The organism is Natrinema salinisoli, from assembly GCF_020405205.1.
GTDB classification, from domain to species: Archaea; Halobacteriota; Halobacteria; order Halobacteriales; family Natrialbaceae; genus Natrinema; species Natrinema salinisoli.
Genome location: NZ_CP084469.1, coordinates 1,517,734 through 1,538,170 on the forward strand (window position 1 = coordinate 1,517,734; position 20,437 = coordinate 1,538,170).

Sequence of the window (20,437 nt, forward strand, 5' to 3'; positions counted from 1 at the left end):
CCACCATTACAAGGAGGGTGTCAGCCGACGGACCGGTAACGAATGTCGAGTCAGCGTTCGCAGACGACGACGCCGAAAGAGAGTGGAGCGCTCGCGGTCGGATTTCTCGCACTGGCCGGTGCCATCGGTGTCGCCCACGTGACGCCAGCCGACGGCTACGAACTCTCGCTGTACGCGGGGACGCCGACGACGGTCTGGATCCTCCTCGGCGTCTCGTTCTGCCTGTCGCTGGCCGTCGCACTCGCGACGACCGCGCCATGGTACCGTCGCCTCTCGCTCTGTCTGGGCGCTGGAGCAGCGATCGCCTTCGTCGGGATGCCCGTCCTCCGCGGCTACCACTTCATCTCCGGTGGGGACGCACTCACGCACCTCGGCTGGGCGCGAGGGATTCGGGACGGGATGTTCAGCCCGCTCGAGTTGCGATACCCCGGGTTGCATACCGTCTCGACGCTGTTTAGTACCGCACTCGGAATCGACCTCACGCACGCGATGATGCTCGTGATCGTGCTCCTCTTCGGACTCTTTTTCCTGTTCGTTGCGCTGTCGACCGACCTCGTCTTCGAAAATCGATACAGCGTGACGGTCGGCGCGTTCTCGGCGTTTTTGCTCCTCCCGATCACGACACTCAGCACGTTTGTCACACCGCACCCAATGTCACAGTCGATTCTGTTCTCCGCAGTCATCGTCTATTCTCTCCTGAAGTATATGCAGGGAAACCAGGTGGCGGCATCGGTGTCTTCGCTCGGCGTGCTGTTGGCCATGTTGTCGATCGCAGTCGTCCTCTACCACCCGCAACTCGCAGCCCACTTGCTGGTCGTCTTCGTCGGGATCTGTGCCGTCCAGTTCCTCTTCCGCCGGTTCGGTTCGACGACCCCGATCGCGACGCATCGATCGGTGTACGGGCAGACTGCGATCCTCACGGGCGGGTTTCTGCTCTGGGTCGCGAATCACGGGCTCCTCGTGGATGTGATCAGGTTCCACCTGGTCAGTACGCTCGAGTACTTCCTCGGTGGGACCGGGTCCGCGGGTGACGCCATCGATTCTCAGAGCAACTCGATCGCGCAGATCGGTGGGAGCGTCGTCGAAATCGTGCTGAAGCTGCTCGGCCCGTCGCTCGTTTTCGGCGTGCTCGCCGCGTTGCTCGTGGGCTGGACGCTCATCGAGAACGACGGTCGCCTTCTCCGGGAGACCGAGGGAGTGATTCACTACTTCACCGTCGCCCTCGTCGGGTTGGGCGGGCTGTTCGCCGTCTATTTCTTCGGATCGACCGAAAAGATGTACTTCCGCGTGTTCGGATTCACACTGTTGTTCATCACGATCATGGGTGCTGCGGCGATCGCGTACGGGATGGACGCCCTCTCGAAGAATCGGTCGACCACAGCCGTCCACAGTATCGCCGTTCTCGGATTCGGTGTGCTACTCGTCGTCTCGCTGCTCGCGGTATTTCCGTCGCCGTATATCTACGGTACGTCTCCGCACGTGACAACGCAAGCCATGGACGGCCACGAAACCGCCTTCGACCGCGGAGACGACGACATCCCGTACATCGGCATTCGTAGCGGACCGAATCGGTACGTGGACGCCACGACTGGCGACCTCGAGCGAACGGAACGCTACGAGGGGATCAGTGGGCCGGAAATCGAGGAGGGGATCAGCAGACAGTACGAGGACGATCGATATCTCGTCGTCAAGCAGCGCGATCTGGACCGGGAACTGATCGCGTTCAAGGAACTGCGCTACACCGAGGCGCAACTGAACTCGATCGAATCACAACCGGGAGTCAATCGGGTACAGACCAACGGTGGGTTCGAACTGTACCACGTTCGCGGAACGGCGGACGCCTGACGACCCGGCGTTCACCGGGGGATCAGTCGCTTCGAGGCCACGTCCGTCCGCGGTCAGTCACACTCGTCGTGGGACCGTCTCGCACGGCGGTGATCGCGTTCCGCCGAGACGCCCGTCCGATGCCGACGACGAGTATCGCCGTCTCCGTTCCGGTCGCTGGGTCATCGACAGTTCTCGAGCGGAACGGCCGATCGACCGCATTGTGGTTAGCTGATGAATAACAATGGCCGATATGCTGCTTGTGTCAGCCGTCTATGGGACGATACAGACGACAAGTACTCGGTACGCGGGACCGGCCGAGCGATATCGTCGGTCGGTGCGGGGGTAGCGTTCTACGTCGATCCGCCGGCCGTCGACGTTCGTCTCCGCTCTCGCGTCCGCGGGCTGAGCGGGCTGCTGGTACCGCGACACCGAGGCGATACTCCACGGATCCGGACTCACGGTACGGTCGCCGGCCGATCGGACGCGAGAACGACACGGCATGACAGTCACGGAGCAGCTGCGTTCGCGATTCAAGTCCGAGTTCGCCGGACGGATCGTCGCGATGATCTCCAGCGGCCTCCTGATGGTCCTGTTGGCCCGGCTACTCGGCCCGAGCGAGTACGGACTGTTGTTCCTCGCCATCGCGGTCTTCGGAGTGCTCGGTATCGGGAGCAAACTCGGGATCGCGAAATCGTGCGCGCGGTACGTTACCGAGTACAAACAGAACGATCCGTCTCAGATCCCCCACATCCTGCGCATCTCGATGCTGTTCAACGTCGGGACGATCCTGGTAGTGGGACTCGGCCTGCTTATCGGCCACCGCAAGTTGTCGGTCGCCCTGGGCGAGCCGTCCTTGGTCCCGTTTCTCCTGCTCGGCGTCCTCTTCCTCGCGTTTCAGGCGCTGGCGACGTTCACGCGACTCGTTCTCCAGGGGTTCGAGGAGATCAAGCTCGCGGCGACGCTGCACGCGGTCAATCGGGTTTCGCGACTCGTCTTCGCCGTCGGATTCGTCGTGCTCGGATTCGACGCCATCGGCGCGCTCTTCGGCTACATACTGAGTTTTATCGTCGTGGTGCTTCCCGGTCTGTGGATCGTCTACAGTCGGTTTTACCGCGGCCACGATGCGGCGACGATAGAGTCCGGCCTCCGACGACGGATCGGCGAGTACACGATCCCGTTGACGGCGACCAGCACGGCGAACGTCCTCGACAAACGGGTCGACACGATCCTCATCGGGGTCTTTCTGACGCCAGTCGCGGTCGCCTACTACGAACTCAGTAAACAGATCGTCGAATTCCTCGAGACACCGGTTTCGGCGCTCGGGTTCACGCTTTCGCCGTCGTTCGGTGCGCAAAAGGCGGACGGGAACATCGAGCAGGCCGCGCGGGTGTACGAAGAAGCGCTCACCCACTCGTTGTTGTTATACATCCCGGCCGCGGCCGGACTCGTGCTCGTCGCCGAACCGACGATCGGACTGGTGTTCGGCGAGGAGTATCTCGGTGCGGTCACCGTCTTGCAGGTCCTGTCGCTCTACGTGATCCTGCAGGCGATCACGAAGATCACCAGCAACGGCCTCGACTTTCTTGGACGGGCGAAAGATCGCGCGATCGTCAAGGGCATTACGGCGGTTCTCAACGTCGGCCTCAACGTCGTTCTGATCCCGCGGTACGGCGTCGTCGGCGCGGCGGTCGCGACGGTCTTTACGTACTCGATGTACACCGCCGCGAACGTATTCATCATTCACCAGGAGTTCGGACTGCGTCTCGGACACCTGTTCCGGCGGCTGACGGCGATCATCAGCGTCACGCTCGTGATGGCCGCAGTCGTCTCGTCTACCAACGACGCGATCGACGGCTGGGTGTCGCTCGCCGGTATCGTTACGCTCGGCGTCGCCGTGTGGGCAACGCTGTCGATCGCGACGGGACTCCTCGACGTTCAGAAGATCAGGGCAGCAACATGAGCGAGAACACACCGACATACGATCCCGAATCGCGCCACGAGTTCCCCGGTGACGTCCTCGTCTGTCCGGACTGTTCGAATCCGCTATCGTCCGGTGAACGTTGCTGTGGCAGCTGTGGAACCGGCATATACGAACGGAAGGGAATCCTCTCGTTCAGTACCGAAAGCGATGACTCGGATCCGTATCTCTCCGAACACCGACTCGAAGAACTCGCGGCCGCTGTGGCGAATCACCCCGTTCGGACGGCGGCGGCGGACGTCCTCGCCGACCGCGATCGGTCGGACGCGCTGGCCGAACTGTTCGACGTCCGGCGCGACCTGTGGCAGGTCCTCGTCGCCGAACACATCTCCGGGCGGTGTCTCGACCTCTACAGCGGGTACGGCCGCCGCGCCATGGTCCTCGCCGAACGGACCGACGCGGTCTACACCGTCGATCCTTCGCTATCGAAGCTGCGTATCGTCGACGACCGCGACGATTACGCCAGTTCCGATCGCGTGGTCCCGATCCACACGACCGATCGACGACTCCCGTTTTCGGCCGGCGCGTTCGACACCATCGTCGCCGATTTCACCGGCAAGCGCGACCTTCGCTCCCGACTGGATCGGCTGACCGACTGCCTCGCGGCCGACGGGTCGCTGATCTTCACCGCCGACGGATGGCCGTCGAACACGCCCCTCGCGCGCGTCCTCGGTTTCGATCGGGCCGACCAGGAGTCCTCGAGATCGATCGGTGATCTGAGCCCGGGAACCGCGGACGGATACCGATCCCTGGCGCGATCGGTCGGGTTCGACGATATCTCCGTCTACACGCTGTTTCCGGACGCGTCTCGTCCGCTGTATGCGTTCGACGTCGATTCCGACCGAGCCCTGGAAACGATCCTCAGCTCCCACTCGAACGCCTACGACCGGTTCGGAGACGCGATCGAACCCGCCACGAGACGCGGACACAGGCTCGTCAAACAGTGCTATCCGACGTATCTCGTCGCGTGCACGAACAGTCCCGAACCGCCGGCGTTCGAGTTTTCGGATCCGCTTGTCGTTCAGGGTCGCACGCGAACGGTCGTTCTAAATCTGGACGAGTCGGGGATCGACACCGTCTGGAAGATACCGAATCGGAACGCACACCGACCGTATACGAGCAACGAGAACGCCGTCATCGCCGAGCTCAGATCCAGAGAGGCCCCGATCACGTCGACGCTCCCGGCCGGCGAAGCGCTCGAGTCCCGATTCGGCCCGGTGAGAAAGGAACGACCGGTCGACGGCACCCCTCTCGAGGAGGAGATCGACGGCGGCGTCGAGTCGTTCGAGCGAGTGCTCCGGCTGAGCTTCGACTGGCTCATCGACTTCCAGCGCGCGTTCCGGAGCGAGTCGTTCGTCCGGTCCGCCGACGCCGTCCGCGAGGACTTGACGTTCGAACCGGCCGATCTCGTGGCGTCGCGTATCGACGAGGACGTCGAAACGTTCACGACGCCCGTCCACGGCGACTATATGCCCGGTAATATTCACCACGAGGACGGGGAGATCACGTCGGTCATCGACTGGGAGTACGGGAGTCTGGCGGCGTCGCCCGTGGTCGATGCCGGATTCCTGCTCCTCAACGTGGCGTCGTGGGTTGTTCAGAACTTCCGGGAGCGGGTTCGGACGATACTGTGCCGGCGAAACGAGTACTCGCGTCGCGTCCGGTCGTGCGTTCGCGATTACTGTGACGCCGTCGGTCTTCCGTACCGGTCGTTCGAACTGTATTTGCCGGCGGCGTACCTGCACCGCATCGTCCGGGATCGGGAACTGGACGCCGTGAGGACGTATACGAGGCAGTTGGACACGACCATCCGTCGAACGAAGGTCCTCCTCGACGTGCGCGACGAGATGATCATTTCTTGACGTCGTGACGAACGAACCACGGCGGCCCATCCAACCTTGTGAACGAACGGGACCCGAACCGACGCCCTGCCACTGCTGACAGATACCGAGCACCGCAAACGGGCACCGACTGTTGCGACGGCACGCCCGGCAACGCCGACCGCTGGGAGATAGTCGGTCACCGGATCGCGCGCTTCGACGGTCCGATCGCCGTTTCACCGCATCGCTATTCGCGGGTAGAACCGCGCTACCGTTCGACCCCCGCGGATCGCGTCGGGTATCGTCTTCTTACTTTTCGGTGTGGTCGTGGAAGGCTGAATCAGTGAAAAACGAGGAATGATTGAGGTTCACCAGCTCACGGACGAGGAACAGTGGAATACGTACGTCGATCGTTCCCCTGCGGGGTCGATCTTTCATCGATCCGAGTTCCTCCGGGCGATCGCGGCGGAAACGGGGATGGAACTCGAACTCCTCGTCGGAAAAAACGGGGAGCATCCGATCGGAATCCTGCCGCTATTCACCGATTCGACGGGACCGTTCAGGATGGTCTTCTCGCCGCCACCGCACGCGGGCGTTCCGCATCTCGGCCCCGGAATGATGCTCGATCCGAACATCAAGTATCGGAAAGCGGCGCTGCGTACCAAGGAGTTCGTCGAAGCGTGCGTCGACTGGATCGATCGCGAGCACGATCCGCACTATATCAGGATCATCACCAATACCGAATTCGGGGAAGTTCGCCCGTTCCGCTGGCTCGGGTTCGACGTCACGCCGCGGTTCACGTACGAACTGGACATCGATCGCGGGGAATCCGACCTCCTCCGATCGTTCTCGCGGGACGCGCGCAGCTCGATTCAGGACAACTACAACCCCGAGTACGCGATCGCAGACGGCGGACAGCGACTCCTCGAGGACGAGACCGATCCCGAATACACGATCGAGAACGGCGGCGAAGCGGAGATCGAGTACCTCGCCGATCGGCTCGAACAACGGTTCGACGAACAGGGCGAAGCCTTCCCGCTCTCGGCCTCGTTCCTCAGGACCATTTACACCGATCTTCCGGACGAGACGATCGACGTCTATCAGTTCCGGAGCGACGGGCAGCCGGTTTCGGGTCGAATCTCGCTCTTCTACGGCGGTTGGCTGACGTACTGGCAGGGCGTCCCGAAACCGTCGGTCGACGTCGACGTCCCGATCAACGATCTCCTCAACTGGCGCTCGATCCGTCGCGCGCGCGAACTGGAATGTGACACCGCCGAACTGTCCGGCGCGAACATCGAGCGGCTCTGGGATTACAAAGCGAAATTCAACCCCGAACTGGCTACGTATTACATCCTCGAACGAACGAGCGCGAGCACGGCACCGCTTCTCAAGCTGTACAAGTGGTGGCAAGCGTGACGAGGGAGGGGTCGTTCCGCTTCCGCCCGTCCGGACGAACGGTCGTCACTCACGGATGAACGTGTTACAGCTAACGACGAACGCGGAGGCGACCTACATCACGAACCAGGTCGAAGCACTTCGCGAACTCGGCGTCGAGAGCGACGTCCTCGAGGTCCCCGATCGCTCCGAATCGGACGGACGGAGCCCGGTCGATTACCTCCGGTTCTGTCCGCTCGTTCGGAACCATCTGTCGTCGGAGTACGACCTCGTCCACGCGAACTTCGGGCTGACCATCCCGGCTGCACTGACCCAGACCGGGGTTCCCGTCGTGACGAGTCTGGTCGGGAGCGATCTCATGGGCCGATTCGGCGTCGTTACGAAGTCGTTCGCTCGGTTCTGTGACGAGGTCATCGTCGTCAGTCCGGAAATGGCCGAACTGCTGTCCACGGACGCGACCGTGATCCCCTACGGAATCGATTTCGATCTCTTCCATCCGATGGAGCGCGCGACCGCCCGGAACGCGGTCGGCTGGGAGACCGACGGCTATTGCGTATTATTCCCGTACAGTCCCGATCGAGCCGTGAAGGATTATCCGAAGGCCGAACGCGTCGTCGACGCCGCGTCGTCAGAGCTCGGCGAAGACATCGAGTTGAAGGTGATCACCGGAAACGATTACTCGGAGATGCCCTACTACATGAACGCCGCGGACGTACTCTTACTCACCTCCCGTCGCGAGGGGTCTCCGGTCACCGTCAAAGAGGCGCTCGCGTGTAACACCCCCGTCGTGGGAACCCCCGTCGGTGACGTTCCCGAGCGGGTATCGGACGTCGACGCGAGCGGCACTGGCGACTCGGTCGACGAGTTAGCGACGCTGGTCCGTCGTGCACTCACGGGGGACGGATGCGAGAACGGTCGGGAGGAAGTGTGGAACCTCCGACTCGAACGAATGGGTGAGCGGATTCTCAGCGTTTACGAGCGAGCGGTCGAACGGCGCTCGACGGGCTGATTCCGGTATCGGGTGGACACGTCGCAGCGTCTCACCCGTTAGCGAGCACTCCCGCAGCGTTCCCGAACGGACCGGTAACGTGGTCCCGCCGTATCGGTCGCCCGCTACGCCGGTGTACTCGAAACGGGAGATGACTGTATTCCGTGGAACCGTCGTGACAGTCGGCGGCGTTCCCTGACGGACCGACCGACGGCAGCGAGACGACGGACTACAGTTGACGACGTCCGATCAGTGTTGCAACCAGTGCCGCCAGAACCGCGGCAGTAACGCCGAAGCCGGGCATCTCGTCGTCGCCCTCGTTGACGGTCACCTCCGTCGTCGCGTTCGCTGCCCCGACCGTGTACGTGCCGGCTTCGTCGAACGTGGCGTTCGTCGACAGCGTGGTCGTTTCGCCGGGCTCGAGCGACACCGTCTGCTCGTCGACGGTCTCGCCGTCGACGGTGAACGGAACGGTAACGTTTCCGGGGGTCGCGCCGTCGTTTTCGACCGTGGCCTCGACGGACACGGAATCACCCGGCCTCACCGACTCGGTCACGTTCAGGTCGGTAACCGAATGCGAGGTGCACTCCCCAGACGTGATCACGACCGGTTCGTTCATGTCGAGCGAGGTCCGCTCGCGACCGGTGTCGGTCCCCGAAATCACTTCCCAGTCGCGGACTCGGCCGTCGTACAACTGCTTGGCAGCGTCGTCGTTGAACCGCGGCTCGATCGTGATCGAGAACTCGTCGTCCAGCCCGCCGTTGAACGCGGCACCGTCGCTCCGGTTCTCGGACCAGACCCACGTGATGCGACTCGAGTCCCCGCTGTGATCGAACTCGTCGTCGGCGCCGTCGTACCCGTCGTCCTCGACGACCCACTCGCCGTCTTCGGGCAAGCCGCTGAACGTCATCGTCGCCGCGCCGCCAGGCGAGTCGCCATCGTATCGGTCGTGAAGCAGTACGAGACTGAGCCCGTCACTCCCCTCGTACAGGAAGACGGAACTCGTATCGTCTTCCTGGAGGTGAGTCGTCCCGTGGGAGCTGTAGGAGTACGAGCTCGGGGTGGTGTTCGGCGTGCGGTAGTCGTAGAATTCCTCGATGGTCCGGGCGCCGTCACCGATCGGTTCGACGGTCACACAGTCGTCTCCCTGTGCCACGGCGTACTCGTCCGGATCGGGGGGAGCAGTCGTTGCGCCGGCCACTGCCGTCGCACTGACGGCGAGCGCGACCACTACTGCAATCGTGGCGAGAATCGAATACGTTACAGTATTCGTGGTACTGTTTCGTCGTGTCATTATTCGTCCTGGATCCGTCGAGACCGTTCACACGAATTGTTATGTCATCGTTTCTAATCTCGTAACGCAGTGTTTGTGGCATCTCCGACGACGACTTCCCGCAGGCAGGCAGTAGATTGTAACCCCCATTTCATGCGGTGACTTCCGTCACTTCCGCTTTCGAGGCCGATCACGATCGTACAGATAGATCGCCGGTCCGCGGCGTGCGTTACTGTCCGAGCCGCGAGCTCCGGAGGCGACCGACCAGCCGCATCAAGTGTCGCGAGTCGAGCTGCGTTCCGTCCGCGTGGTCGGCGGCATCATTCCGAGTGTCTTCGCCATGAAATCCGAATTCAAAACAGGACGCCGATAGAACAGCAGTCAACAATCCGTTTACCCTCGATACCGAACGAACAGTACGCCGAGAGCTGCCATCAGTATCACGGCACCGACGCCGAACCCGGGCATTCGATCGCCGCTATCGGTGACAGTCATTTCCGTCGTTCGGTCGCCAACCTCGACGGCGTACGTCCCCGCCTCGTCGACCGTTGTCGTCGTCGACAGGGTAGCGGTCTCACCGGGCTCGAGCGTCACTTCCTGCTCGTCGACCGTCTCACCGTCGATAACAAACGGAATTTCCGTCGATATCGTCCGCTCACCGTCGTTCGTGACGGTCGCCGTAATATCGACGGGGTCGCCCGCCGTCACCGTTCCGTCCGTCTCCAATTCGGAGATCGCGTACGAGGTGCAGCCGCCGGATCGGAGATCGATCGGTTCGGACATGTCCAGTGACGTCCGTTCGTGACCGTCCTCGGTCGCCGAAAGCACCTGCCAGTCGGTTATCTCGCCCTCGTACACGCGGAAGTCGGCCGCATCGTTAAATGCCGGCTCGATCGTGAGATCCACGTCGTCTTCCAGACCGCCGCGGAAGGCGGCCCCGTCGTTTCGGCCGTCAGTGTAGGCCCAGGTGATTCGACTCGAGTCCCCGCTGTGATCGAACTCGTCGTAGCGACCGTCGTAACTGTCGTCCTCGACGGCCCACTCGCCGTCTTCGGGAAGCCCGTCGAACTGCATCGTCACCGCACCACCCGCCGAGCTACCGTTGTACTGATCGTGAAGCACAACGAGACTGACACCGTCACTCCCCTCGTACAGGAAGAGCGAGCTCGTGTCGTCCTCCTGAAGGTGGGTGGTGCCAAACGAGCTATAGTCGTACGAACTCGGGGTCGTATTCGGCGTTCGATAGTCGTAAAACTCCTCGACGGACTGCGAGCCGTCGCCGAGCGGTTCGATAGTGTAACACTCATCACCTTGCACGACCGCGTACTCGTCGGCGTCCGACGGTGCGGATTGACCCGCGACGGTACCGACACCGACCGCCGTTCCGAACGCGAGCGCGGTGACTGCTGCAATTGCGGCGAGAACCGAACACGTCCCGATTACGGAAATATTGTCGCGTAATGTCATGGTTGTCTCGTCTTTCCGAGTTACCGGAGTATCTGCTATTCGAACTGGTAACGGGATCTGGTATTGTTATGCAGGCAATTAATCAAGAATCGTGACTGTTTCGTCGCCGATCACTGATCGCGACTGCGACTGACCGATGGGTGTCTTCGAACGACCTACCGACCGACCGAAGCGCGGGGACCGCCGCGCTCGAGCGGGAGATCATGGAACACGAACCCTTCGAAAGAGCGCGGAACGCCACACCAATCGGCGACGAGGACGATTCCCTCACGGCTCCCCGTTTCCGAGGGAAGAGCGAGAGACCCAATGGGACGATTCGCTGCAGGAGGGATCCGCTTATCCGTCAGTTTCGTTCGCGCCCGCGCCGCTTCCGTCGTCGGTCGTTTCGTTGCCGCCGTCGATCGTTTCGTTGCCGTCGTCGGTTTCATCGTCGGATTCGCTCTCGTCGTCGTCGTCGCCGAACAGGCCGTCGTCATCATCGGACGAATTGCCCTCGGAATCGCTCGATTCGGAATCGCTCCCGCTATCGCCCGGTTCCGAATCGTCACCAGGATCATCCGCCTCAGAAGGGGAACCGTCCGCCTCAGTGACGGTCGTCCAGAAGAACGCGTGTCGATAGGCGTTCTCGTGGGTCGGCGTCTCCGGAACCCCGTCGCGAAACAGCATCACGGAGACTCGAACGGTCCCCTCGTCAGCCGTCGGTGTGACGTTCTGTTCGTAGTGGCCGGTCGCGTTCTCACTGACCTGCCGATCCATCCGTCGTAACTCCGTGCGGTCGACTACGTCACCGTCCTCGAGACGCTGTTCCTGAACGACGACGGTGTAGTTCATATCTCGATCTTCCCGGTTGTCGACGGCGATCACGAACGGGATCGACTCACCCGGTTCGATCTCGGACGGGTAGCCCGAGGCGACGAGTTCGTCCGAGTCGGTTTCGGTGAGCAACTGCAGGTTCGTGTACTGTTCCCCCTGCTGTGGCGAGACGAACGCGTACCCGGCGGTCGCCAGTGAGAGCACGACGGCGAGAACGAGCGCAACGTTGACGGCGACGTGAAGCGACGATTCGACGCCGAAGATCGCCGCGTGAACCCCTTCGAGTCGTCGACCGAGCGCGATTCCGTAGCGATCAGCGGGGGGAACGACCGACCGTCGAATAGCAGCAAATCCGGCGCCGAAGAGGGTGAAACAGCCCACGGTAGTAATGACGACCGGTCCGGTATACCCCCAGGGCGTCGCGGCGATGAGCAGGGCCAGCAGCGGCAACAGCGCGAGACTTACTCCGAACGAAAGCGCCACGCGCTCGCTGTCCGTCACCGACACCGCCTGTCGTATCAGCAGGCGATCCTCGGCGGCCACCTCCTGAGCGGACGATGACCGCGGAAAGAGCGCCGAAACGGTCACGTATCCCGGTGCGAAAACCAACAGCGGTAGTCCGATCGTTGCCCGTAGCAGCGGCGACGACACGTCGACAACGGTCAGTACGACGATCGCGATGGCGACGAAACCGGCGACACCGACCAGATCGGTCGGAACCCCGGTGACGAGACGCTTGCTCCGCCGTCGAACGGCCGCGAACAGATGTGAGATGACCTTCATTATCCTTGTCAGTTGTCGGTTGCTCGAGTACGCCAGCCATTGTTACTCGTCGGATAACCGCGGGGCCGCTCGCACAGTCGCGATATTACTAAAAAGCGCGTCTCGAGTCAGCGAGATCGATCAGTGGCGATCCTTATTTTTCCGACCGGACGAGACGTAGGCCCGCTTTCGCCGCCGTCCAGGCCGGATACGCAGTGTTGTAGACCGTGTTCGGTGCGTTTCGCGCGCCCGCCCGGAGGAGCCGATGGGAGAGCGGCGGCTCCGACGCCGAGATCAGGTCGTCCAGATCGACGGTCTCGAGCCACTCGAAAAAGGTTCGTTCGGCGGGCGTCGCGGGCTCCGTGTCGCGGACACGCTCGCGGATGTCTGCCCACATGTGCCGTTCGTCCCGCCCGAGGACCCACTCGCCGCGCTCGAGGGAGCGACGGAGGCGGTGGTAGTCGCCGTCGTCGAAGGGATAGCCGTGATCGTCGGGCTCGAGGCCCGAAAGGCGGAGGCCAACTGCGGTTCGGTAACACTTCTCGCACACACCGCAGTTACCGTCCATTCGATCGTTGCAGGTCTGGAGCTGCAGCGTCGGCGATTCGGTCCGGACGTAGTCGGCGATCCGATCGAGTCGTTCCTGACGAGTGAGATCGTAGCCGTCGTGGTGACACTGCGTCCCGGCCCACCGGACGTGGTCGTCGATGTCGGGACGAGAGCCCCATTCGAGATCGATTCCGTCCCAGTGAGTCGCGGCGACGTAGAGATCCGTCATCCCGCGCGCGTAGGCCAGCGGCGCACAGAGTCCGAGCAGCCCCAGGCCGTGGCCGACGGAGCTGTACCAGCCGCCGTCGACGTGGCGCTTGTAGTGGGCCAGCAACATCGGGTGGTCGAGGAACGACAGCATGTTCGACTGGACGAACGCCGTCTCGCAGTCGTGCTCGTGGGCAAAGCTCGAGACGCGCGACCGGAGGGCGTCCCACTTCTCGTCGTCGCCGGCGTCCGGGGTGATCGTCCAGCCCCGGATGCTGATCAGGGTCGGCGACTCCTCGCGGTGGCGGACGTACGAATACGTCGAGTCGACACCGCCGGTAAAGAGCAGGCCGGTCTCGTCGGTCCCCTCGGGGTCCGGATCGATCGTGCTGCGGGCATAGAGCGTCCCACCGTCGATGAACTCGTACATGGCAGACAGCGACTCCGCGACGTCCTCGAGCGCGCGGGCGAACGTCGCGTCGACCTCGTCGACGTAGACGTCGGCCCCGTTGGCCCACGCGACCGGACAGACCTGCGCGAGGACGGGAATCGCGAGCACGCCGTCGGGGACGTCCGCGATCGAAACGTCGTAACTGGTTCGGAACGGTTCGTCGGTCACGAACCGCTCCAGGTCGGCCGAAGCGCGAACCGAACACTCGAGCGTTCCGTCGTTGGCAGTGAGCCGGTCGATGATAATCGATGACATAGATGGAGGTCGTTTCGTTCTCGGACGAGGTGATCACGATCGACTACAAAAACCACCGGAACCGTTGATCGATCGGCGCTCGAGAAGTCGACCCGTAGCCGACCGTCCGGTGCCGATAGGAGCACCATACCGCTGTGTCGATGATTGCAGCGGTCGATCGCCCGTTACTGCGGGGACGTCGCTCGTTCGTGTGAGACGGGCGATCGGGGCCGTGATAGCCCGATACAGCGGTTCAAGAACCCGTTATCGACACTTACTGCTGGTCTCCAAGGTAGGAAACGGATAACAAACCGCGGCAGTGACGACGGGTCGGGCAACACATGCGTTTCGAGAGTGATTCGGTCGAACGCGGTGAGACGGCATGAGACGATCGACGCTCGACGTGACGCTCACGATCGGCTTTCTCGCGATCGCGCTGGGTGTTCTCGCGGCGAGAGCGAACCCGGCAACTGCCTACGAGTCGTCGGTCTACACCGGATCGCCGCCGATCACGTGGGCCCTGTTCGCGCTCGCGCTCGCGATCGCGGTCGCGACGACGCTTTCCTGTCGCGGCCGACGGCAGGGACTCGGAATCGGGCTCGGCGCGACGACGGTGACCGCGATCGTGAGCCTCCCCGTGATCCGGAACTACCGCTTCGCCGGGATGGGCGATGCGCTGACCCATCTGGGCTGGACGCGGGACATCGTCACCGGCGGGACCCCACCCCACGAACTGTTCTATCCCGGGCTGCACACCATCGCGACAGTGCTTCACTTCGTCGGCGGCGTCTCGATCGAGCGCGGGCTGTTAATCGGCATGGTCGTCCTCTTCGTCCCGTTCCTCGTCTTCGTCCCACTCGCCGTCCGGGCGATGGGGACCGGTGAATTGGCCGTCGGCCTCGCCGCGATCACCTCCTGGATGGTGTTACCGGTCAACAACATCGCGACGTTCATGGGCGTCCACACGAACTCGAACGCGCTCTTTCTGGTTCCCGCCGTGGTCTTCGCGCTCGTCGCCTACCTCCGACGGCGGTCAACTCGCGAGCGACTCCCGCTCGGACTCTCCCCGTTCACCGTTCTCGTCTACCTGACCGGTCTCGTGATCTTGCTGGTTCACCCACAACAGATGTTCAACGTCTTCATCCTCGTCGCCGCAGTCAGCGGGGTGCAGTTCCTCGCACGCTGGCGGTTCGACGACCATCCGATGCTCGAGCACCCGACGACGTACGCGCACACGATCGGGCTCGGTGGGTTGTTCGGCCTCTGGGCGCTGAGCAACGAACGGTTTCGAAACGCCGCGGCCGGACTCGTCTCCGGGCTGCTCGCGCAGGACATCGGTGCCGGAGCCGAAGTCGGTCAGCGAGGGTCGTCGCTGACCGATATCGGCAGTAGCCTCACCGAACTCTTCGTGAAGATGTTCCTCGACGCGGCGATCGTCGGACTCATCGTGGGTCTGTTCGTGCTGGCCGTCTGGCTCGGTCGCTCGAGCCTCGACGCCGAGACCAGATCGTTCGTCAACTACCTCGCGCTCGCGCTCGTTCCGCTCGGCGCCATGTTCGCAGTGTACTTCGTCGGGACGCCGACGATGGCGTTTCGACAGGTCGGTTTCATCTACGTGATCTTGACGATACTCGCCGGTGTCGCGCTGGCACAGCTCGTGGGCGGCCTCTCGAGCGTGATCACGAGACCCGGTGCGAACGCGGTTACGGCGCTGGTACTCGGCGCCTGTCTGGTGCTCGGATTGATGACCGTGTTCGTCTCCCCGATGATCTACAATCCGGGCCAGCACGTGACTCCCGAGATGATGAGCGGCTACGAGGACGGTCTGGATCACGGTGCCGAGGACGTTCCCTACGCTGGCATGGGGTACGATCCCTACCGATACGACCACGGAATCAACGGGATCCCCGGCGGCGGTGGCAATATCGGTGGTGGGTCAGCAACCACCGGAACCGTCAACGCCAGCGTGTTCTCGGCGGGTAACTACACCGGGGCCTACCCCACCGACGAGTACTACTTCACCGTCACGGAGTGGGACAGGACGAAAGAATTCGACGTCTACGACGAACTCAACTACCACGAGGCCGCATACGAGGGACTCGATACCGAACCGAACGCGAACAAAGTCGTCTCGAACGACGAGTTCGAAATGTACGCCATCGACAGCGAGCCGTAGTGACGTGAAACGCTATTCGCTCCCCAGTGGGGCTCATCATCGTACCGATCGAACGACGTAGTATGTGGCCCCGCTTTCAGTCCACCAACCAGTACGCGGGACGCGCCGGTAGTCTCCCACCGTGGAAGAGTGGCCACCGGATGTGTTCGTACGCACGCGCGAGACCAGTCTCCAAACACACCACTGCACCCGCACCGCTCTGGACGTGCTCGTACGAGGTCGCTCTCGTGCGAGGTCGCTCTCGATGACCTGCTCGAGCGAAACCGTTCTCGCTGACGGCCTGTCGCCGTCGACGATCGGTGAAACACCGAGTAATAGACTATTACGGGCCTGGAAATACGTAACTGCAGAGTCGAAACGATAGTGCGCCACGGATCACTGCCGACACCGCCGACCGCCGGATCCGGGGCCGTATGGGGGCTCTCGAGGCATCAATATCCTATTTCCGCGGCAAAGACGCGATTACGAGATCGAAATTCGTCACGAATTCGTTCGTAATTTCGTGGAGTTCCATCGGTAGATTGTGGCCTAATAACCAGCGTTAGAAAAATATTCTGTAAATTTAAGCCATGAGCGCAAGAAAAAGTTTATGAGTGTAAGGCGGAGTTACGCAAGTGTATGGCGCAGAACTCCCGTACGTCCGAGACGGAATCTACTCCGACTGCAGGCCGTAACAGCGAATTAACCCGCCGTAACTACGTTCGCTCGATCGCCGCGGTGGCGACCGCGGCGACCGCGATTGGCGGGGCCGGCACCGCTGCGGCACAGGACGACTACGAGGTCATCGAGGCCCAGGGGCAGACGATCACCATCGACGCCGGTCAGACCTGGGAGAACAAGCTCATCGACATGACGACCGGCCAGGACATCGTCGTCACTGCTCACAGCAGCGACTGGACGATCCGAAACATCGGCTTCAAGGGCGAGAACACGTCCGGAACCGGTAGCGCAACCTTCGGCATCTCCGATACGAGCGGCGGTACCTGTACCGTCGAGAACGTCTACCTCGGTGACGGCTCGAGCTCCGGGAACGGGAATCCGAACGGGCACGGCCAGACCGCGTTCTGGGTCGCACCCGATCACAACGGCCACATCGATTTCAAAAACGTCAACATCCAGAACTTCGCGGACAACGCGATCTACGGTTCCGCACCCGGCAATAAGGGCGGCGGGACGATCCACATCGACAGTAGCTTCGCCGCGAACTGTTACGTCTCCCACTTCCGACTGGGCACCGAAGGGAGCAAGGTCACGAACTCGAGCGTCTACGTCGACAGTAGCGAGGGGTACGTCGGCCGCGGCATCTGGGCGTGGGCCCCCGGCACGGTCGAAGTCGAGGGCTGCCAGATCGAGATGAACGGGCAGAACAACGCCATCGTCGCCGGTGCGAACGGAAACCCGACGGAGGTCACCGTCACGGACTCCGATTACGACGACCAGGCCGGGATTTCCGAAGAGGCCGGCTCGAGCGTCCAGCTCGGCGACGGCGTCGGCACCGATCCCGAAGCAGTCATCCCCGAGGGCGTGCCGACGAGCCCCGAAGAAGCGGCATCCGGCTCCCAGAACTGAGCCGACCCTGAACGACGCCCCGCTGACGCAGGCTTTCCGACGCACCGCTGACGCAGACCCTCCGACGCCCCGCTGACGCGATCTACTATCGGGCGATCGGATCCCTCCATCCGCCATCGTACGCGTTCGCTGTTATTTTCTCAGTTTTCGATCGGCCAGCTTCGGCAACCGATGGTCACCGCGAGAACCTGCTTCGATACCGATAGCGCCGGGCCACCGGATACCAAAGGCAGAGTTGTCGAGTCAGCGCACGGTGTTTCCGTTCGTGCCCGGAGATGGCGTCGCAGGCTGTTGCGCTTCGTGATCGGTATCGGGCCGCGGATAGTCGACTTCCAGAGACCGGTGCAGTCGGCGGAGATGACGGGACGTAGTGCCATCGATCCCCGAGAGGACCGGGTATCGATCGGGTGGTCCCCACGAGCGCGAGCTCACTCCGGTGGCTCGAGCGGGAGGGGTCCGTTACCCTGTGTGAAGTATCCTCGCAGACGTGACTCACGGAACTGTCTCCGCAGCCGGTCGACGACTCTCTCCGGGAAAAGCGACGACGACCGCAGCGTGAACTGGGCTGAAACGAACGAGTTCGGTCAAGAAACGTGACGTACCAGGTTCTCGAGCGCCGGGAACCGGGAGAAAGAGTCGGACTTCGGCAAACTGTTGGCGAGACGGTGCGCTCGGCGAACCCAATCGTGAGTTACTGCTCCCGCGCGTTGTACTGAACGTCGACCGTCGCGTCACCGAGGATCGTGAAGTCCTCGATGTCGCCGTCGAACCAGTAGGCGTCGAGCCAGTTGCCGACGCCGCCGCGAACCGTCGTATCTTCGACGACGTCGTCATCGTTTACCGACGCGTCGCGGTACTCAGCCTGGATGACCCTGCCGTCGACGCGGAACGAATACGTGCTCGGCTCGGACGTTTCGGTCCCGTCGAAGACGACCGCGTGAGGGAGGAGTTCGGGGTCGCCGTACTCCTCGAGGTCGATCTCCTCGCCGTCGACCGTGATCGTGGGCGTCCCGTTAGTCAGCGACACGTCGGTCACCGTTCCGGAGAACCGGAAGCGAAGACTGTCGTCGGTGACGGTGCTCTGTACCGTCGAGCCCGAGATCGTCGTCGCCTCGTCTTCCGGATCGCCGTCGCCCGCGAATTCGATGTCGCCGTCGACCGTGATCTCGAAGCCGACCGGTTTTCCGGGCCCCTGTACCTCGAGAACGTGCGGGAGGTCGGAACCAAACTCGGACGGATCGACCTGTTCGCCGTTGACGGAGACGGTCCCCGGACCGTCGACGGTCAGTTGTTCGATGTCCCCGCTGTAGCGGAATGCGTCCTTCCAGTCGGCGACGGTCCCGTAGACGGTACCGTCCTCGATGGTATCCTCGTCGTCGATCGAGGCGCCGTCGTACCCGCTCCGTTCGGCCTCGCCGCTGACGGTGAATTCGTAGCGGGTGACGTCCTCGGCGCTGCCGTCGATCAGGACGACGTTTTGCAGGACATCGTCGATATCGGCGGGGTCGATCTCGACGCCGTTGACCCGGACGGTCGCATCGCCGTCGACCGACAGGCGCTCGATCTGGCCGTCGAAACGGAAGGCGTCGAGGTAGTCGGCGACGGTACCGCTCGCAGTGGTGCCGTCGACGGTTGCCGCCTCGTCGATCGTCGCGTTCTCGTCGGTGCTCGGCTCGACCGCGTCGCTGACCACGAATTCGTAGCTCGTGGTGTCGGTCGTGCCGTTCCCGTCGAAGACGATCGTGTTCGCCAGCGACGAGTCGCCGGTCTCTTCGTTCGATTCGCTACTCGATGGAGACGGCGACGATCCGCCGCTCGCGGCCTCTTCCGCGGATGTCGGCACACCTTCGGGCATCGAGAGGTCGGGGTCCGATCCGAGCCCGCCTTCGCGAGAGAGCCGAACGTCTCCGCGCTGGCTGATCCCGTCGAATTGCGTGTCCTCGATCGTGACGCGCGTCGTCTCACCGTTTCGACCGAGGTGGATGGCGTCGTTGTAGGACCCGGAGCTGAAGTCGCAGCCGGACACGACCATCCGTCCCGGGTTCCAGCCCCAGAAACACCGCCCGTTATATCGGCCGTTACTGTCGTTGTACGCGACGGAGTTCGTACACTTCGACCCGTTGGAGCTCAGCCGGAAGCTCGAGACGTAATTGTTCGCCGCGTAGCAACTGTCGATGTGGACGGTTCCACCGTTCCCGTTGTATCCGGGTGCGGACGCGTAGATCCCGTTGTTCGGCCAGTCCTGTACGTTGCAGTGTCGAATGTCGATGTGGCCGCTGTGCTCAGGTGCGACCCAGATTCCACATTGCCCGTGTGAACTGTAACTACTCGGGCGTACACAGCCGTCGCCCATGTAGACGTTCTCGATCGTCGACGTATTGCCGCCGACGTCGGCCACCGCGATCGCGTGGTTGTCGTAGCGGTGGGTTCCGACGAACCCGACGTTCCGGATCGTCCAGTTCGTCGACTCTCGAGCGTAGAGTCCGAACCAGTTCCCGTTCGAAAAATCGATTAGCTTGTTTTCGAAAACCTCGCCGTCGTCGATGGTGTACCACTCGTTGGAGGCTTCGATAACCTCGTACTCCTCGGCGGCGGTCGCACTCCCCGTCGCCAACCCGCCACCGACGACGGAGGCCGCACCCGTCAGCTTCAGGTACGAGCGTCGATCAAGTAATTCACTATTACCGCCATTCTCACCGCTTTCGGGGCCGCTACCCGATGAAGAGTCGTCATCCGCTACCGAATTGTCGCGTGCCATGCGGTCGGGTAATACCAACATGCGCTCATAAACTTTCCCCTTAATTCTGTATAAAATAAACAGACTTTCAGAGATTTAGATAATATATTCTATTATTTTATAGTATTTTAATACGTATGTTTTATATTGAACCCGCCGGGCGGCGACTGGGTAATACCGTATTACCGCTG

The 20,437-nt window shown here is 62.4% G+C and carries 12 protein-coding genes; 7 read left to right on the forward strand and 5 right to left on the reverse strand.

All coding sequences use genetic code 11. The features are described from left to right. Positions 1 to 42: 42 nt before the first annotated feature. From LDB05_RS07520 to LDB05_RS07540, 5 genes are all read left to right on the forward strand, one after another. Positions 43 to 1,845 (forward strand): hypothetical protein, encoded by a 1,803-nt coding sequence (locus LDB05_RS07520; protein WP_226007304.1) that lies wholly within the window; start codon positions 43 to 45, stop codon positions 1,843 to 1,845. A gap of 481 nt (positions 1,846 to 2,326) precedes the next feature. Next, complete coding sequence (locus LDB05_RS07525; protein WP_226007305.1) at positions 2,327 to 3,787, forward strand: flippase; 1,461 nt, start codon at positions 2,327 to 2,329, stop codon at positions 3,785 to 3,787. Beyond that, positions 3,784 to 5,667, forward strand: a complete 1,884-nt coding sequence (locus tag LDB05_RS07530) for a phosphotransferase (RefSeq protein ID WP_226007306.1) — start codon at positions 3,784 to 3,786, stop codon at positions 5,665 to 5,667. The genes LDB05_RS07525 and LDB05_RS07530 overlap by 4 nt, the downstream gene beginning before the upstream one ends. A 315-nt stretch (positions 5,668 to 5,982) precedes the next feature. Next, entirely contained in the window at positions 5,983 to 7,041 is a 1,059-nt protein-coding gene (locus LDB05_RS07535; RefSeq protein ID WP_226007307.1) for a GNAT family N-acetyltransferase, read from the forward strand. A gap of 55 nt (positions 7,042 to 7,096) precedes the next feature. After that, positions 7,097 to 8,029, forward strand: a complete 933-nt coding sequence (locus LDB05_RS07540; protein ID WP_226007308.1) for a glycosyltransferase family 4 protein — start codon at positions 7,097 to 7,099, stop codon at positions 8,027 to 8,029. A 208-nt stretch (positions 8,030 to 8,237) separates the two neighbouring features. Here the strand turns inward: LDB05_RS07540 and LDB05_RS07545 are convergent, their stop codons facing one another. From LDB05_RS07545 to LDB05_RS07560, 4 genes are all read right to left on the reverse strand, one after another. After that, positions 8,238 to 9,302 (reverse strand): CARDB domain-containing protein, encoded by a 1,065-nt coding sequence (locus tag LDB05_RS07545; protein ID WP_226007309.1) that lies wholly within the window; start codon positions 9,300 to 9,302, stop codon positions 8,238 to 8,240. Positions 9,303 to 9,674: 372 nt separating this feature from the next. Then, positions 9,675 to 10,748: a CARDB domain-containing protein gene (locus tag LDB05_RS07550; RefSeq protein WP_226007310.1), complete on the reverse strand. Its 1,074-nt coding sequence runs from the start codon at positions 10,746 to 10,748 to the stop codon at positions 9,675 to 9,677. 336 nt (positions 10,749 to 11,084) lie between these two features. After that, on the reverse strand, positions 11,085 to 12,344 hold the full coding sequence (locus tag LDB05_RS07555) for a DUF1616 domain-containing protein (RefSeq protein ID WP_226007311.1): 1,260 nt from the start codon (positions 12,342 to 12,344) through the stop codon (positions 11,085 to 11,087). A gap of 133 nt (positions 12,345 to 12,477) precedes the next feature. After that, entirely contained in the window at positions 12,478 to 13,785 is a 1,308-nt protein-coding gene (locus tag LDB05_RS07560; protein ID WP_226007312.1) for a hypothetical protein, read from the reverse strand. A 361-nt stretch (positions 13,786 to 14,146) separates the two neighbouring features. Here LDB05_RS07560 and LDB05_RS07565 point away from each other — a divergent pair, with 361 nt between their 5' ends. Both LDB05_RS07565 and LDB05_RS07570 read left to right on the forward strand, forming a co-directional pair. After that, on the forward strand, positions 14,147 to 15,940 hold the full coding sequence (locus tag LDB05_RS07565; protein ID WP_226007313.1) for a hypothetical protein: 1,794 nt from the start codon (positions 14,147 to 14,149) through the stop codon (positions 15,938 to 15,940). Between the two features lie 618 nt (positions 15,941 to 16,558). Further along, entirely contained in the window at positions 16,559 to 17,509 is a 951-nt protein-coding gene (locus LDB05_RS07570) for a hypothetical protein (protein WP_226007314.1), read from the forward strand. Positions 17,510 to 18,200: 691 nt separating this feature from the next. On the opposite strand, the gene LDB05_RS07575 is transcribed toward LDB05_RS07570, so the two are convergent. Next, positions 18,201 to 20,267 (reverse strand): right-handed parallel beta-helix repeat-containing protein, encoded by a 2,067-nt coding sequence (locus tag LDB05_RS07575; protein ID WP_226007315.1) that lies wholly within the window; start codon positions 20,265 to 20,267, stop codon positions 18,201 to 18,203. Positions 20,268 to 20,437 lie beyond the last annotated feature (170 nt).